Raw genomic sequence first — 15,785 nt, forward strand, 5'->3', positions numbered from 1 at the left:
CCCCCGCCTTCCGGCGGGGGCCGTCTTATCGGCGGCGCACCGCCAGGCCCGTGCACGCGATGACGGCGAGGCCTCCGGCGACGGTGGTCCAGCCGAGCGGTTCGCCCAGGAGCAGCGCGGCCCACGCGAGGGTCAGGACCGGCTGCGCCAACTGCGTCTGGCTCACCTGCGCCATCGGCCCCAGCGCCAGGCCCCGGTACCAGGCGAAGAACCCCAGGAACATGCTCACCACCGCGAGGTAGCCGAACGCGGCCCACTCGGTCGCCGTGGCTCGCGGCAGTCCCGCCGCGAGCGAGGACGCCGAGGCGAGGACCATGACCGGCGAGGCGAGCACCAGGGCCCACGAGATCGTCTGCCACGGGCCGAGTTCGCGCGACAGGAGCCCGCCTTCGGCGTAGCCGATCGCGGCGGCGAGGACGGCGGCGAACAGCAGCAGGTCGGGCCAGCCGAGACCGCCGAAGCCCTCGGAGTTGAAGGAGGCGAACGCGATCGCGGCGACCGCGCCGAGTCCCGCGGCCGCCCAGAACGCGACCGGCGGGCGCTCGCGGGTGCGCAGCACCGAGGCGACCGCCGTCGCGGCGGGCAGGATCGCGATGACGACCGCGCCGTGGCTCGCGGGCGTGGCGGTGAGCGCGTACGAGGTGAACAGCGGGAACCCGGCGACCACGCCGCCGGCGACGACCGCGAGGCGGGCCCATTGGGTCCCGGTCGGGCGCCGCTGCCGCGTCAGGGCCAGTGCCGCCGCCGCTAGCGCGGCCGCGACGACCGCCCGTCCCGCGCCGATGAGCAGCGGCGAGAAGCCGCCGACGGCGATCCGCGTGAACGGGACGGTGAACGAGAACGCGAGCACCCCGAGCAGGCCCCACCACAGTCCCGCGGGGGTGCGCGATAGCACCGGCGGCGCTTCGAGAGTAGCGCTACTATGTTCCTTCATGTCCAACGATAGCAGTGAGCGGATCGTGCGGGAACTGCGCGAACTCGTCGCCCGATCCGCGCCGGGGGAGCGGCTGCCCTCGACCCGGGCGCTCGTCGCCCGGTTCGGCGCGAGCCCCGTGACCGTGCAGAAGGCCCTGCGGGCCTTGGGCTCCCAAGGCCTCGTCGAGACCCGCACGGGCGTGGGGACCTTCGCGCGCGGCGTGCGCACCGCCCGCCCGGCCGACTACGGCTGGCAGACCGCGGCGCTCGAATCCCCGCGGGCGCGCATCCCGAGGACCCCGACCGCGCTGCGGACCGTCCCGAACGACGTGATCGCCCTCCACTCGGGCTATCCCGACCGCGAACTGCTGCCCGAGCGGCTCGTGCGGGCCGCCTTCAACCGCGCGGTCCGCGGCCCCGCCGCGCTCGCCCGCCCGCCCGCCGCCGGATCGCCCGAGCTCCAGACCTGGTTCGCCGCCGAACTCGGCGACGCCGCACCGGCCGGGGTCGCGCCGCCCGCGCCGAACGACGTCGTCATCGTGCCCGGCAGCCAGAGCGGCCTGAGCTCGGCGTTCCGGGTCCTCGTCGGCCCCGGGCGGCCCCTGCTCATGGAGTCGCCGACGTACTGGGGCGCGATCGTGGCCGCCGCGCGGGAAGGCGTCGAGGTCGTGCCGATACCGGCCGGGCCGGACGGGCCCGACCCGGAAGTGCTCGACCGGGCCTTCGAGCGGACCGGCGCCCGCGCCTTCTACGCCCAGCCGAACTTCGCCAACCCCGGCGGCGCGCAGTGGACGGCGGACCTGACCGAGCGGGTGCTCGACGTGGTCCGCGACAGGGGCGCGTTCCTCATCGAGGACGACTGGGCCCACGAGTTCGGCATCGACGCCGAGGCGGTGCCGGTCGCCGCCCGCGAGGACGGCGGGCACGTGGTCTACATCCGCTCGCTCACCAAGAGCGTGTCCCCGGCGGTGCGCGTGGCCGCCGTCGTCGCCCGCGGACCGGCTCGCGAGCGCCTCCTCGCCGACGCCAGGGCCGAGGCGATGTACGTCAGCGGCGTCCTCCAGGCCGTCGCGCTCGACGTGGTGACCCAGCCGGCCTGGCGCACCCACCTCAAGGGACTGCGCCTGCAACTGGCCTCGCGGCGGGACCTCCTCGCCGCGAGCGTGCGCGAGCACGCCCCGCAGGCGCACCTGGAGCGGCTGCCGCGCGGCGGGCTCAACCTGTGGCTGCGGCTGCCGGACGCGACCGACCTGCCCGCGCTCGTGCGCGCCTGCGACGACGAGGGGGTCCTGGTCGTCTCCGGCGACGAGTGGTTCCCCGCCGAGCCCACCGGGCCGCACCTGCGGCTCAACTACTCGGGATCGGGGCCGGCGGCGTTCCCCGAGGCCGCGCGCGTCATCGGACGCGCGCTCGAACGGTACTGAGCACGGTGCTGAACGGCGTCGAGGCGCGCGGGAACAACCGGGCGCCCCTGCCGAAGCCCCGGGTGCCGCCTGCGCGGCTAGTCGAGTCCGAGGGCCTTCTTCAGGCGTCCCACGTGGCCGGTGGCCTTGACGTTGTACTGCGCCAGCTCGACCGCGCCGGTCTCGTCGATGACGAACGTGGAGCGGATGACGCCCTGCACGGTGCGGCCGTAGTTCTTCTTCTCGCCCCAGGCGCCGTACTCCTCGAGCACCTTGTGCTCGGGGTCGGACAGCAGCGGGAAGGTCAGGCCGTCGTTCTCCACGAACTTCGCGAGCGCCTCGGGCTCGTCGGGGGAGATCCCCAGGACCGCGTAGCCGGCGGCCTGGAGGCTCGCGAGGCTGTCGCGGAAATCGCAGGCCTCCTTGGTGCACCCGGGGGTCATCGCGCGCGGATACGCGTAGAGGATCACCTTGCGCCCCTGGAGGCTCGACAGGGTCAGCGTGTCGCCGGTGTCGGTGGCGAGCGTGAAATCAGGTGCCGTCTCACCAGGCTCAAGTCGTACGTTCACAGGTCGCAACCCTACCGGCCGTCCCTGACAATCGCCTGTGAGCACGCCAGGAGAACCCTGTCCGGCACCCGACTCCGCACTGACCCCGCTTGACGGCGGCACATGTGCTCTTGCAAAATGATTGCAATAGCCCAAAGGTGGGTTGTTGATTCCACGTGTGGGCGCCTTGCATCCGGTAGGGCGGCCGCCAAAACCCGCTCCCCGTGCCCCGCAACCTTCCAGTCGAAAGGCGGCACCCGCCCGTGTCAGACCTGGCGCTGCACATTCCCACCGACGTCGTCAACGGACCCGTCTCCCTCGCCTTCGCCCTCCTCGCGGCCGTCCTCGTCGGCGTCTGCGTCGTCGCGGCCCGGCGCCACCTCGACGACCGGCTCGTCCCGCTCGCCGGACTCGCGACCGCGTTCGTCTTCGCCGCCCAGATGCTCAACTTCCCCGTCGCCGCCGGCGTCTCCGGGCACCTGCTCGGCGGGGCCCTCGCCGCGGCGCTGCTCGGCCCCTGGCTCGGCGCCCTGTGCGTCACCGTCGTCGTCGTCATCCAGGCGCTCCTGTTCGCCGACGGCGCCGTCACCGCACTCGGGCTCAACGTCTTCAACATGGCCCTGGTCTCCACGTTCGTGGGCTACGGCGTGCTCGTCATCGCGCTCAAAGTCCTCCCGCGCACCCGCTGGGGCCTGGGCGCCGCGGCCTTCGCCGCCGCCGTCGTCAGCGTCGTGGCCGCCTCCGCCGGATTCGTGCTCCAGTTCTGGCTCGGCGGCGAAGCGGTCGGGCAGTCCTTCGGCGCCATGGCCGCCGCGATCCTCGGCACCCACGTCCTCATCGGCGTCGGCGAAGGCGTCATCACCGCCGGCGCCGTCACCGCAGTCGCACTCGCCCGACCCGACCTCGTCCACGCCCTGCGCGGCACCCCGCTCGCCCGCCCCGCCGCCCTGAAGGAGACCGCATGAAGACCAAGGGGTTCCTCATCGCCGGGGTCCTCGTGACCCTCGTCCTCGCCGGATTCGTCTCGCTGTTCGCCTCCGCCTCGCCCGACGGGATGGAATCGGTGCTCCTCACCGGCTGCGAGACCGAGGACGGCGAGATCACCGGCGGCGCCTGCGCGCTCCAGGCCGCCGGCGAGCACGAGATCGGCGGGGCCTTCGCCGACTACGGCGTCGCCTTCCTCGACAACGAGGTGCTCGGCGCCTCGCTCGCCGGGATCCTCGGCTCCCTGTTCACCCTCGCCGCCGCGACCGGCCTGTTCTGGCTCCTCGCCCGCGGCAGGCGCGCCCCGGCGGACGAGGGCGCGTGAGCCTGGCCGACGGGCTCTTCCGGCCGGGGGACTCACCGCTCCACCGGCTGCGCCCGCAGGTGAAGATCACGGCGCTCCTGGCCTTCACCTGCGCCGTCGCCGCCACCCCGCGAGAAGCCGTGTGGGCCTTCGGGGTCTACGCGCTGCTCCTCGCGGGGCTGTTCGCGCTCGCCCGCGTCCCCGCGAGCTGGGTCCTCACCCGCAGCCTCGTCGAATCGCCGTTCCTCGTGCTCGCGCTCGCCTTCCCGTTCATGGTCGAGGGACCCGAAGTCAGCCTCGGCTTCCTCACCGCCTCCACCACCGGCCTGTGGGCCGGCTGGAACCTCCTGGTCAAGGCCACCCTCGGCGTCTGGGCGGCCCTGCTGCTCTCGGCGACCACCCCCGTCGCCGGGGTCCTCGCGGGCCTGTCGCGGCTGCGGTGCCCCGAGATCCTGCTCCAGATCACCGCCTTCGCCATCCGCTACGCCCACCTGACCGTCGCCGAGGTGACCCAGATGCGCCTCGCGCGCCTCGCCCGCTGCGACGACCCGCGGTTCCTGTGGCAGGCCGGGGCCCTCGCCCGCGGCCTCGGCGTGGTCTTCATCCGCTCCTTCGAACGCGGCGAACGGGTCTGGCAGTCCATGGCCGCCCGCGGCTACACCGGCCGCCTCCCGCTCGAAGTCGGGCCCGCCGCCGCGAGCGCCCGTCAGTGGACCGCCGCCCTCAGCGTCCCGCTCCTGGTCGCCGCCATCGCCGCCTACACGGCGGTGATCGCATGAGCGCCCTGGAGATCGAAGGCCTGCGGCACGTCTACCCCGACGGGCACCGCGCCCTCGACGGCGTCGACCTCCACGTGCGGGAAGGCGAACGCGTCGCCGTCCTCGGCCCCAACGGCGCCGGGAAGACCACCCTCATGCTCCACTTCGCCGGGCTCCTCACCGCCACCGAAGGCACCGTGCGCGTCGGCGGCCTCCCGGTCGAGAAGAAGACCCTCGCCGAGATCCGCCGCCGCGTCGGCATCGTCTTCCAGAGCCCCGACGACCAGCTGTTCATGCCCACCGTCGCCGACGACGTCGGCTTCGGCCCCGCCAACCTCGGCCTGCGCGGGGCCGAACTGGCCGCGCGCGTCGCCGCCGCGCTCGCCGACGTGGGCCTGGCCGACCTCGCCGAGCGGCCCCCGCACCACCTCTCGGTCGGCCAGCAGCGCCGCGCCGCCCTCGCCGGCGTCCTCGCCATGCGCCCCGACATCGTCGTGTGCGACGAACCGAGCGCGAACCTCGACCCCGCCAGCCGCCGCGACCTCGCCCGCATCCTCCACGCGACCGCCCCGACCCTGATGCTGGTGACCCACGACCTGCCGTACGCGCTGCAACTGTGCGAACGGGCCGTCATCCTCGACGCCGGGAGAGTCGCCGCCGACGGCCCCACCGCCGAGATCCTCGCCGACGCGCCCCTGCTGGAACGCCACCGGCTCGAACTGCCCTTCGGGTTCTCCCTGGAGACGGCCCTGGCCGCCATGCGCGACTAACGCGAAGGGGCGCGGCCCGCAGGCCGCGCCCCATCTTCGCCTCACTCAGGCGGCGTCGACGGCCGCCTGGACCACGTCGGCGAACTTCGCGTTCTCGACCGCCTCGCCGTCCACCCACGCCGTCGGCGTCGCCGAGACGCCCGCCTCCGAAGCGGCGTACGCGGTGGCCTTCTTGACCCAGCCGCGGTACGTCTCCGCCTCCACGCACGAGCGCCACTGGTCGTCCAGACCCACCTCGTCGACGCCGATCGCGATCAGCTCCGCGTCGGTCAGGCCCGTCGTGTTCTCGGCGGGCTGGTTCTCGTACAGCGCCAGCGTGTAGTCGAGGAACTCCTGCTCGCCCGCGTCGGCCGCGCACACCGCGGCCGCCGCGGCCCGGCTCGAGTACTCCGAGCCCTCGCTGAGCCGGTCGAGGATCGCCAGCGGGTGGTAGTTCACCGTCACCGAGCCCTCGTCGAGCCACGCCTGGATCTGCGCCGCGTACGCCGACTCGAACTGGTTGCACGCCGGGCACATGTAGTCGATGAACAGGTCGATCTCCACCGGGCCGTCACCGAGCCGCACCCCGAACGAGTCGGTGACCTGCGCCGCCGGCTCGTTCAACTCGTACTCCGGCTCGCGGTTCATGAGGATGCCGACCACCAGGAGCCCCCCGATGAGCACCACGGCCGCGCCGATGGCCACCCCGAACACGATCTTGCGGCGAGCCGCCTCGGCCGCCTGCTGCCTGCGCAGCGCCTCGGCGGCCTGCCTGCGCTGGGTCTTCCGGTCCGAACCACCCATGGATCTCGTTCAGCCTTTCTCCGGTCCAACACTCGATTTGCGAGGCGGGTTCGAGTACGCTCAGCGGCGATGCAGCACCGTCCAACCAGCCGTACCACCCGTCGAAACCCCAGCGGTCGGCTCCCCGGCACCCGACTCGCACAGCGCCTCGCCTGGTCCGCACTCGCGGCGGCGCTCGTCGGCGTGCTCTGGGCCTCCTCGGCCTCCGCGCACGCCATGGCCACCAGGACCACGCCCGCCTCAGGGGCCGTCCTGGACGCCCCTCCGGGCGAGGTCGTCGTCGAGTTCAACGAACCAGTCACCCCCGTAGACGCGGCCACCGGCGTGGTGGCTCCCGATGGTGACCGAGCTGACACGGGCGTCGAGCGCAGCGAGGACGGCACCGCCATCACCATCGCCCTCGACAGCGCCCCCACCGCCGACGCCGAAGGCACCTACCTGGTGAGCTACCGGGTCGTCTCCGACGACGGCCACCCCGTCTCCGGCACCTTCACCTACTCGGTGGGCGCCGAGACCGAGCCGCCGAGCGCCGAGGCGCTCACCGCCGAGACCGACCCGCTCGTCCAGGCGCTCCTCTACGGCAACCGCTGGTTCGGCTACGGCGCGCTGGCGCTCGCCCTCGGCGCGGGCGTGCTCCTGGTCCTGGGGGCCCGGCCGCGCGACGCGGTGGCCCGGCTCGTCGCCGTCGGCCTGTCGGTGGTCGCCATGACCGCCGTCCTCGGCCTGCCGCTCCAGGCCGCCTACGAGACCGGCACCACCGTCTCCGGGCTCGACGCGGCCGGACTCCAGTCGGTCATGGAGTCCAACATGGGCCTCGCCGCGCTGCTGCGGCTGCTGCTGGTGCTCCTGGCACTGCCGCTCCTGCGCGTCGCCGTCACCGCGGCCGAGGCGCCCAAGCGGACGCTCGCCGCCGGTCTCGCCGCGGTCGGCCTCGGCCTCGCGGCCACGTGGCCGCTCGCCGGGCACCCGATGGCGACCGAGCCGAGGATCGTCGCGTTCATCGCCGACGGCGTCCACCTCGTCACCTCCCTGACCTGGGGCGGCGGGGTGCTCGTGCTCCTGCTGCTGGCGCTGCGCAGAGACGGCGCGATCCCCGACCGCGCGGCCGAGACCTGGGCGGCCCTGGTGCCGTGGCTCGTCGCGAACCTGCTCGTCGCCGGACTCGCCTCGGCGCTGCTGCACATCGACTCGATCGCCGCGCTCACCGACACCCGATACGGGCGCCTGGTGATCCTCAAGACCGCGATCTTCGTCGTCCTCGTCGCCGTAGGCCTGTTCACCCGCCGCGCGCTCCTGCGCGGGGCCGAAGGGCGGCGGCGCCTGCGGATCGCCGCCGGCGTCGAGGTCGCCTTCCTCGCCGTCGTGATGGCCGCGGTCGCGGTCCTCGTGCAGGCCGTGCCGGCCAAGACCGCGCTGCTGGAGACCGAGACGGCCGAGGCCGCCTCCACCGAGACGGCCACCCTCGTGACCACCGACGTCTACGCCGCGCAGGTCGTGCTCGAACCGGGCCGGCCGGGGCCCAACAGCGTCCGCATCCTCGCCGACGACCTCGCGGGCGGGCCGTTCGCGGCCGTCGAATGGGAGGCCGAGTACGGGATGGACGGCGAGGAGACCGAGACGCTGCGGCTCATCGAACTGCGCACCGGCATCCTCGCCGGCGAGGTGAGCCTGCCCGCGGCGGGTCGGTGGGTCTTCACGTTCACGCTGACCGACGCCGAAGGGAACTCCGCGACCGCCGAAGCGGCCGTGGACGTCTCCTGAGGCGTCACCAGCGGCCGAAGGCCGCCTCGGTGTTCGCCCACAGCCGCTCGCACCACGACTCCAGGTCCCGGCCGAGGTGCTCGGCGAGGAAGCGGGCCGTGTAGTTCGTCAGCGCCGGGTGGTTGCGGTACCCGCGCACCGGGACCGGGGCCATGAACGGCGCGTCGGTCTCGACGAGCACCAGCTCGGGCGGGGCCACGGCGGCCGCGTCGCGCAGCCGCTGTGCGTTCTTGAACGACACGTTCCCCGCGAAGCTCATGAAGAACCCGCGCCGCGCGCACTCCTTCGCGAACGCGAAGTCCCCCGAGAAGCAGTGCAGGACCACGCGGTCGGGCGCGCCGTCGGCGTCCAGGACCGCCAGGACGTCCTCGTGCGCGTCCCGGTCGTGGATGACGAGGGCCTTGCCGCGCTCCTTCGCGATCGCGACGTGCGCCCGGAAGGACCGCCGCTGCGCCTCCCGGCCGTCCTCGTCGGTGCGGAAGTAGTCCAGGCCGGTCTCGCCCAGGGCCGCCACGCGCGGCAGCGCCGCGACCGCGTCGATCGCCGCGAGCGCGGCGTCCAGGTCGGCCAGCCGCGGCGCCTCGTTCGGGTGCAGCGCGGCCGCGGCCAGGACCCGGGCGTCGGCCCCCGCGAGCTCGGCGGCCCACCGGGAGGAGTCCACGTCGGTGCCGACCTGCACCACCCGCGCGACCCCGACCGACTCGGCCTCGTCGAGGCGGGCGCGCACCTCGGGCGCGTCCGCCTCAGGTACCGGGACCTCCTCCTCGGCGCCGAAGGTGTCGACCAGGTCGAGGTGGGTGTGGCTGTCGGCGACGGGGAACGGCAGCGGCTCGGGCAGCGGCGCGGGTTCGGATCGGTACACGCCTCAACGATGCCACGGGCGGGCCCCGGGCCCGAACCGGCCGGTACCCGTGCCGCTTGTGGATCAGCGGATATCGATGCGGCCGGCCCGCGCTCCCGAGCCGCACGGGGCGAAACGGACCCGCCGTAACATCTATTTCATTTTCCGGACATCTGGGCCTGACAGCCGGAGCCTACGTTGGCGAGCAGCCGAATCACCGCCTGTGCACACCGACGCCTCCCGGCGAACTCACCTTCCGGCGACATCGCAGTCGCACCGCGCATGACGAATCGAGCCGCACATGACCCGCGACCTCGCGTCCCGCCGCAACCGCGCCGCAGCGCTCCAGCAACGCCGCCCCGCCGTCCCGGTCGACCTGACGCAGCCACTCCAGATCGTCACCGTCGAATGGCAGGGCGAGAAGTACCCCGGCGCGCCCTTCGCCGAGGGCGCCGCATGGGAGCTCTTCTCCGCCCTCCCGCGCCCCGACTTCCTGTCCAACACCAGGCCCGGCAGCGAATACCCGTACCGGCGGTTCGTGCACGCCGGGGAGGTCCTGCGCGACGGCGTGCCCGTGGCCGTGGCCGACGACCGGTCCCTGACCGTCCCGCTCGGGCCCGGCCTCGACCTCGAATACGTCCGGCGCCTCACCCAGACCCCGCACCTCGACCCGGCCGCGCGGGTCCTGCTCGACCGCGTCCGCCGCTCCTCGCCGCTCGCCGCCGGGGACGTGCTGGAGCGGCCGGTCACCGCCGCGCAGATCGTGCGGCTGCTGGAGACCGCCGCCGTCCCCGGCGGGTTCTGCTACCGCCGCAGGGACACCGCGCACCTGCGCACCCCCGCGACGCGCTCGGCGCTCGGCGGCGAGACCGAACCGGGGGACCAGTGGGCGTTCGCGCTGCGCTGGCCCGCGCTCGACCCCGAGGACTACCACGCGCCGGTCGCGCCCGACTACGAAGGCCTGACGGCGATGCCCTCCTCGGACCGGCGCGGGATGCCCGTGCTCGGCACCGGGTTCGCGATCTCGAACGCGCACCTGCTGCCCGAACACGTCACCGCCGACCTGACCGACCTGCCGCTGCCGGAGGGCGCGAAGCTCATCGGCTACACGACGAACGGCACCGAATGCGAGCTGTTCGTCTACACCGACCGGCAGTGGACGCCGCTCGCGCCGGAGGGCACGGTGGACCTGCCGGGCGTGGAACTCGGCCGCGTCCACCAGGTGCGCCGGGTCCTGCGCGAGGCCACGCGGGTGATGTGGAAGGGCGTGACCGGCTCGCTCGTGGACGCCGACGAGGACTGGGCGAGGTTCCGCCTCTCGCGCCCGAGCCCGGAGGTGCTCTCCCGGACCGGGGCCGAGGCGGTGCGACGGGGCGTCTACGAGAAATGGGTCTCCCGAGCCGAGATCGTCTCCGCCATCTGAAAGCACTGCCGTCCGAAAGCTCTGCCACCTGAAAGAAGCGTCTTCTGAGGGAAGCGGCACCGGCCCGGCGCGAGAGCGCCGGGCCGGTGCCGCGTGTCAGACCTCGCGGCCGAGATCACTCAGAAAACCTCGTAGGCGGAGCCCGCCGGGCTCCGCCTACGAGATGCACGCGTCAGGAGTTCAGGCGCTCGATCTCCTCTTCCACGATCGTCGGTTCGAGCTTGGTGAAGACCGGGACCGGCTTCGCCAGCGGCGTCCCCGGCTCCAGCGGGACCGACTCCCACTTCGGGACGTCGGAGTAGTCGCCGGTGAGGATCGGGTACGGCCCGTCCGTCGCGCCCTCGCCCTCGTCGAGGTCGGCGACCTCCTCGATGCGCGGCATCGGCGCGAACACGCCCTCGCCGCCGAGCAGCTCGTGCACCTTCTGCGAGGAGTGCGGCAGGAACGGGCTCATGATCGTCTTCAGGTCCGAGACGGCCTGGAGGACCGTGTGCAGCACCGTGCCCTGGCGCTTGGGGTCCTCCTTCATCTTCCACGGCGCGGTGTCGGCCAGGTACTTGTTCGCCGCGGCCACCGTCTTCATCGCCTCGCCGATCGCCGCGCGCACCTTGTTCTGCCCGATGAGGCCGCCGACCGCGTCGAACGCCCCCGCCGTGGCCGCCAGGAGCTCCCGGTCGACCTCCTCGAGCTCGCCCGGCTCGGGCACGGCTCCGAAGTTCTTCGCGGCCATCGCGACCGACCGGTTCACCAGGTTCCCCCAGCCGGCCACCAGCTCGTCGTTGTTGCGGCGCAGGAACTCCGCCCACGTGAAGTCCGAGTCCTGGTTCTCCGGGCCCGCCGCGCAGATGTAGTAGCGCAGCGCGTCCGGCGAGTACCGCTCCAGGAAGTCGCGCACGTAGATGACCACGCGCCGCGAGGAGGAGAACTGCTTGCCCTCCATCGTCAGGAACTCCGAGGACACCACCTCGGTCGGCAGGTTCAGCTTCCCGAGCGCGCCCGGTTCGCCGCCGCCGGCGCCCTCGCCGTTCGCGCCCAGCAGCATCGCCGGCCAGATCTCGGAGTGGAAGACGATGTTGTCCTTGCCCATGAAGTAGTAGGACACCGCCTCCGGGTCCTGCCACCAGCGCTTCCACGCGTCCGCGTCGCCCGAGCGCCGCGCCCACTCGATCGTGGCGCTCAGGTAGCCGATCACCGCGTCGAACCACACGTACAGGCGCTTGTCCGGGCGCTCGACCCAGCCTTCTAGCGGGATCGGCACGCCCCAGTCGAGGTCGCGCGAGATCGGGCGCGGCTGGAGGTCGTCGAGGAGGTTCTTGGTGAACCGCACGACGTTCGTGCGCCACCCCGTGCGGGTGTCCAGCCACGCGTTCAGCGCGTCGGCGAACGCCGGGAGGTCGAGGAAGAAGTGGTCCTCCTCCACGAACTTCGGCGTCTCGCCGTTGATCCGCGACTTCGGGTCGATCAGGTCGACCGGGTCGAGCTGGCGCCCGCAGTTGTCGCACTGGTCCCCGCGCGCCGAGTCGAACCCGCAGTGCGGGCACGTGCCCTCGATGTAGCGGTCCGGCAGCGTCCGGCCCGTCGACGGGCTGATCGCCCCGAGCGTCTTCTTCTGGAGGATGTAGCCGTTGCCGTAGAGCGTGGAGAACAGCTCCTGCACGGTCTTGTAGTGGTTGCCGGTCGTCGTCCGCGTGAACAGGTCGTACGACAGGCCCAGCGCGTCCAGGTCCTCCACGATGATCCGGTTGTACTTCGCCGCCGCCTCGGCCGGGCGCAGCCCCTCCGCGTCCGCCTGCACCAGGATCGGCGTGCCGTGCTCGTCGGTCCCGGAGACCATGAGGACGTCGTGACCGCGCATTCGCATGTAGCGGGCGAAGACGTCGGCGGGAACCCCGAATCCCGCCACATGGCCGATGTGGCGAGGGCCGTTGGCGTAAGGCCAGGCCAGCGCGGTCAGTACATGAGTCATGCGCCCCATGGTATCCGTCCGGATATCGAGACCGGCACGGTCCGAGGGCCGCCGCGCGACCGCGCCCGACACACTATCCCTGCGCGATTGCGCCCCGCTTCGCCGATTCGGTGATGCAATAACCGGTATGTCTGGAACACACCGCGAGGCCGGCCCCCACTCCCAGCCCCGTCGCCGCCCCGACGAGGGCGGCGAACCCGCCGAGACGGCCGTGCCCGAGGTCCCCGCCAACATCTACGGCCCCGCCGGCCCGGTCGAGGCCGACCCGGACTGGGACCCGTCCCTCCCCGGGGCCGTGCCCCAGCCGCCGCCGAGGGGCGTCGCGCTCTCGCCGCGCGGACCCCTCGGCTCCCAGACCGAGGGCATGGCCGCGATCCGCGCCGTGTGGGAACGCGCCGGCGAGTCCGAGTGCCGGCGCCCCGCCCGCCCCGGGCGCGCCCAGTCCCGCCGCGAGCCCAAGCGCCTCGCCCCGGCCCTGCTCGGCATCCTCGTGTGCGCCTGCCTGCTCATGTTCTTCGCCTGGACCGCCGCGCCCGCCCTGTGGCTCAGCGTCGGCCACGGCCACGAGGGCACCGTCGAGGTCCTCTCGTGCCGGGACGGCTTCGCGCCCTCGTGCGACGGGCACTTCACCGCCGAAGGCTGGTCCAAGGACCTCGCCCTCACCGGCGAGGTCTCCGCCGACGACATCGGCACCGAACTGCCGGCCCGCGCCACCGGCCCCGGCGCCCACAACGCCTACATCGGCGGCAGCGCCGGGCTCCTGCTGCGGTGGGCCCCAGCCCTGGTGCTGTTCATGGCCGCCGCGTTCGCGCTCGTCGCCGTCTCCGGCGCCTCCAGGCTCTACGAGGGACGCTCGGCCGCGATCGGCCTGTGCTGGGCCGCCGCCGGCGCCGTCCTCGCCGCCGCGCTCGCCTTCGCCTGGTGACCTTCCACCGAGGAGCGACGCACCCCCGGTCCGTCCCCGGCCCGCGCCGCCGGGGCATCGTGGGCACGGGTTTCGCGGGCGCGGAAGCGGCGCCGTCACCGGATCGGCTGTAATCGCCCCCACCCGGCCCGGGCGGCCCCGCGTCCGCGCCCGGCGGCGTCGTAGAGTAGGTCAGCCCCCCGGACTCCGCCTGACTCGGCGCTACGCCGCGCCCAATAGCAATGACCGTTCATTCCCCGTTGCGGGGCTTCTCGGGAGACAGCGTGAGCTCAACTTCGAAACCGGTGGCGCAGACCTGGTTCGGACCCATCACCGCGGTGCAGCGGCGCGCGATGTTCGCGCTCCTGCCCGTGGCGGTCGCCTTCGGTCTCGTCGTCGGCCTGGCGTTCCTGCCGATGGCCAGCGGCTTCGGAGGGCTCGCCAAGGTCGGCTCCGAGACGGTGCTGGAGCTGCCCGACGAACTCGTCCTCCCCCCGGCGCCGGAGTCGTCCACGCTGTACGCCTCCGACGGGACGACCGTCATCGCGACCTTCGGCGACCAGTACCGCGTCCAGCTCGAGTACGACCAGATCCCCGAGACCACGATCGAGGCGCTCGTCGCCACCGAGGACTCCAACTTCTTCGAGCACAACGGGGTCGACCCCGAAGGCGTCATGCGCGCCCTGGTCACCAACATCGCCGACGGCAGCACCTCCGAGGGCGCCTCGACCATCACCATGCAGTACGTGCGCCAGGTGCTCTCCTACACCGCGACCACCCCGGCCGAGGTCGCGGCGGCCAGCGAGGTCACCATCGACCGCAAGGTCAAGGAGATGGGCTACGCGCTGGCCCTCGAAGAGGAGATGTCCAAGGAGGACATCCTCACGAACTACCTGAACACGGTGTACTTCGGCAACGGCGCGTACGGGATCGGGGCCGCCGCGCAGGTGTACTTCGGGAAGGTCCCGGCCGATCTGACGGTGGACGAGTCGGCGATGCTGGTGGGGCTCATCCAGTCCCCGTCGACCTACGACCCGATCAACGGCTCCTCGGAGGCGGCGAAGGTCCGGCGCGACCACGTCCTCAACCGCATGGTCGCCGTCGGCTACCTCACCTCGGCCGAGGGCCGCGAGGCCAAGTCCGAGGACCTGAACCTCAACCCGCAGCGGGCGAACAACACCTCCGGCGGCGCGATCGACTCCGACTACGGCTTCTTCGTGGACTACTTCGAGAAGTGGTGGGAGCAGCAGGCGGACTTCGGCCAGACCGAGGCCGAGCGCACCGCGCGGCTCTTCCGCGGCGGCTACGAGATCGTCTCGACCCTCGACGTGGCGCTCCAGGACGCCGCGCAGGAGGCGGTCGAGAAGCAGCTGGCGACCGGTTCGGAGTTCGCGCTCGGGTCGGTGGTCGTGGAGCCAGGGACCGGCGCGATCCAGGCCATGGCCGTCAACCGCAACTACTCCAACGACGTCTCCGGCAACGGCCCCAACACCTCCGGCGACGGCAAGGGCTCCTACCCGAACACCACGAACCCGCTCCTGAGCGGCAACTCGGCGGTGCACGGCTACCAGGCGGGCTCCTCGTTCAAGATGTTCACGATGCTCGCGGCGCTCGAAGCGGGGATGCCGCTGGACACCACGATCTACTCGCCGTACCAGTACACGTCCAAGTACGTGGTCGGCGACGGCTCGGCCTCCTGCGGGAACTACTGGTGCCCCAAGAACGCCTCCGCCTCGGCGGTCGGGGACTACAACATGTGGACCGGGTTCGGCTCGTCGGTGAACACCTACTTCGTGCAGCTGGCCGAGCGGGTGGGCGTCGAGCACTCGATCGACGTGGCCCAGCGGCTCGGGATCCAGTTCCGCAACCCCGACGACCTCAACTTCGCGAGCAAGACCCCCGAGACCTACGGCCCGTTCGTCCTCGGCGTCACCCAGACCACGCCGCTGGACATGGCCGCGGCGTACGCGGCGCTGCCGGCGGACGGGGTCTACTGCAAGCCGAACCCGGCGGTCTCGGCGGTCACCGGCACCGGCGGGCAGATCGCGTTCGAGAGCGAGTGCAACCAGGCGATCAGCGTCGAGGTCGCCCGCGCGGCGGTGGACGCGGCTCGCTGCCCGACCGGGTACGGCGCGTCCAAGAGCAGCTGCTCGGGGACCGCCCCGCAGGTCGGCGCGGCCGTCGACGGGCCCGTCGCGGGCAAGACGGGCACGACGGACTCCAACTCCACCAACTGGTTCGTGGGCTTCACCCCGAACGCGGCGGTGGCCGCGTTCGTCGCCGACCCCGACGGGCCGCAGAACTACGTCGGCAAGTCGAACCTCGGCAAGCCCGCGAACGCGAGCGCGGACATCCTCGCCGCCCAGTGGGAGCTGAACGGCGAAGGGGACTTCACGCCCCCGACCGAGCTGGTGCACTGACCTCG

Annotated in this window: 14 protein-coding genes; 9 read left to right on the top strand and 5 right to left on the bottom strand. The window is 72.8% G+C overall.

Annotation, left to right across the window (positions count from 1 at the left end; all coding sequences use genetic code 11):
- Positions 1-25 precede the first annotated feature (25 nt).
- Positions 26-934, bottom strand: a complete 909-nt coding sequence (locus IF12_RS0102455) for a DMT family transporter (protein ID WP_030144679.1) — start codon at positions 932-934, stop codon at positions 26-28.
- On the opposite strand from IF12_RS0102455, the gene IF12_RS0102460 reads away from it, so the two are divergent.
- Positions 933-2,339, top strand: a complete 1,407-nt coding sequence (locus tag IF12_RS0102460) for a PLP-dependent aminotransferase family protein (RefSeq protein WP_030144680.1) — start codon at positions 933-935, stop codon at positions 2,337-2,339. The genes IF12_RS0102455 and IF12_RS0102460 overlap by 2 nt on opposite strands.
- A gap of 77 nt (positions 2,340-2,416) precedes the next feature.
- On the opposite strand, the gene bcp is transcribed toward IF12_RS0102460, so the two are convergent.
- Positions 2,417-2,887: a thioredoxin-dependent thiol peroxidase gene (bcp, locus tag IF12_RS0102465; protein ID WP_030144681.1), complete on the bottom strand. Its 471-nt coding sequence runs from the start codon at positions 2,885-2,887 to the stop codon at positions 2,417-2,419.
- A gap of 242 nt (positions 2,888-3,129) precedes the next feature.
- On the opposite strand from bcp, the gene IF12_RS0102470 reads away from it, so the two are divergent.
- The 4 genes from IF12_RS0102470 to IF12_RS0102485 are packed head-to-tail and all read left to right on the top strand — an operon-like array spanning position 3,130 to position 5,682.
- Positions 3,130-3,831: an energy-coupling factor ABC transporter permease gene (locus tag IF12_RS0102470; RefSeq protein WP_030144682.1), complete on the top strand. Its 702-nt coding sequence runs from the start codon at positions 3,130-3,132 to the stop codon at positions 3,829-3,831.
- Entirely contained in the window at positions 3,828-4,175 is a 348-nt protein-coding gene (locus tag IF12_RS0102475) for a PDGLE domain-containing protein (protein WP_030144683.1), read from the top strand. The genes IF12_RS0102470 and IF12_RS0102475 overlap by 4 nt, the downstream gene beginning before the upstream one ends.
- Positions 4,172-4,933, top strand: a complete 762-nt coding sequence (gene cbiQ, locus IF12_RS0102480) for a cobalt ECF transporter T component CbiQ (protein ID WP_035748043.1) — start codon at positions 4,172-4,174, stop codon at positions 4,931-4,933. Before IF12_RS0102475 ends, cbiQ begins: the two co-directional genes overlap by 4 nt.
- Positions 4,930-5,682 carry an energy-coupling factor ABC transporter ATP-binding protein gene (locus IF12_RS0102485; RefSeq protein ID WP_030144685.1) on the top strand — a complete coding sequence of 251 codons (753 nt, stop codon included), beginning with the start codon at positions 4,930-4,932 and terminating at the stop codon, positions 5,680-5,682. Before cbiQ ends, IF12_RS0102485 begins: the two co-directional genes overlap by 4 nt.
- A gap of 45 nt (positions 5,683-5,727) precedes the next feature.
- Here IF12_RS0102485 and IF12_RS0102490 read toward each other — a convergent pair whose 3' ends face one another.
- Positions 5,728-6,465, bottom strand: a complete 738-nt coding sequence (locus IF12_RS0102490) for a thioredoxin domain-containing protein (RefSeq protein ID WP_030144686.1) — start codon at positions 6,463-6,465, stop codon at positions 5,728-5,730.
- 69 nt (positions 6,466-6,534) lie between these two features.
- Here IF12_RS0102490 and IF12_RS0102495 point away from each other — a divergent pair, with 69 nt between their 5' ends.
- Positions 6,535-8,226, top strand: coding sequence for a copper resistance CopC/CopD family protein (locus tag IF12_RS0102495; protein WP_081912976.1), 1,692 nt, complete (start codon positions 6,535-6,537; stop codon positions 8,224-8,226).
- Between the two features lie 4 nt (positions 8,227-8,230).
- Here the strand turns inward: IF12_RS0102495 and IF12_RS0102500 are convergent, their stop codons facing one another.
- Positions 8,231-9,088 (bottom strand): TatD family hydrolase, encoded by an 858-nt coding sequence (locus IF12_RS0102500; protein ID WP_030144688.1) that lies wholly within the window; start codon positions 9,086-9,088, stop codon positions 8,231-8,233.
- A 280-nt stretch (positions 9,089-9,368) separates the two neighbouring features.
- Here IF12_RS0102500 and IF12_RS0102505 point away from each other — a divergent pair, with 280 nt between their 5' ends.
- Entirely contained in the window at positions 9,369-10,490 is a 1,122-nt protein-coding gene (locus IF12_RS0102505; RefSeq protein ID WP_030144689.1) for a hypothetical protein, read from the top strand.
- Positions 10,491-10,662: 172 nt separating this feature from the next.
- On the opposite strand, the gene metG is transcribed toward IF12_RS0102505, so the two are convergent.
- Positions 10,663-12,456 carry a methionine--tRNA ligase gene (metG, locus tag IF12_RS0102510; RefSeq protein ID WP_197034572.1) on the bottom strand — a complete coding sequence of 598 codons (1,794 nt, stop codon included), beginning with the start codon at positions 12,454-12,456 and terminating at the stop codon, positions 10,663-10,665.
- A 127-nt stretch (positions 12,457-12,583) separates the two neighbouring features.
- Between metG and IF12_RS0102515 the strand changes: the two genes are divergently transcribed.
- Together IF12_RS0102515 and IF12_RS0102520 are read left to right on the top strand one after the other, a co-directional pair.
- Positions 12,584-13,381, top strand: coding sequence for a hypothetical protein (locus IF12_RS0102515; RefSeq protein WP_133884154.1), 798 nt, complete (start codon positions 12,584-12,586; stop codon positions 13,379-13,381).
- Positions 13,382-13,644: 263 nt separating this feature from the next.
- A complete protein-coding gene (locus IF12_RS0102520; RefSeq protein WP_166659560.1) occupies positions 13,645-15,780 on the top strand; it encodes a transglycosylase domain-containing protein in 2,136 nt (711 codons plus the stop codon).
- Positions 15,781-15,785: the final 5 nt, after the last annotated feature.

The organism is Glycomyces sp. NRRL B-16210 (assembly GCF_000719515.1).
Lineage (GTDB): Bacteria > Actinomycetota > Actinomycetes > Mycobacteriales > Micromonosporaceae > Glycomyces.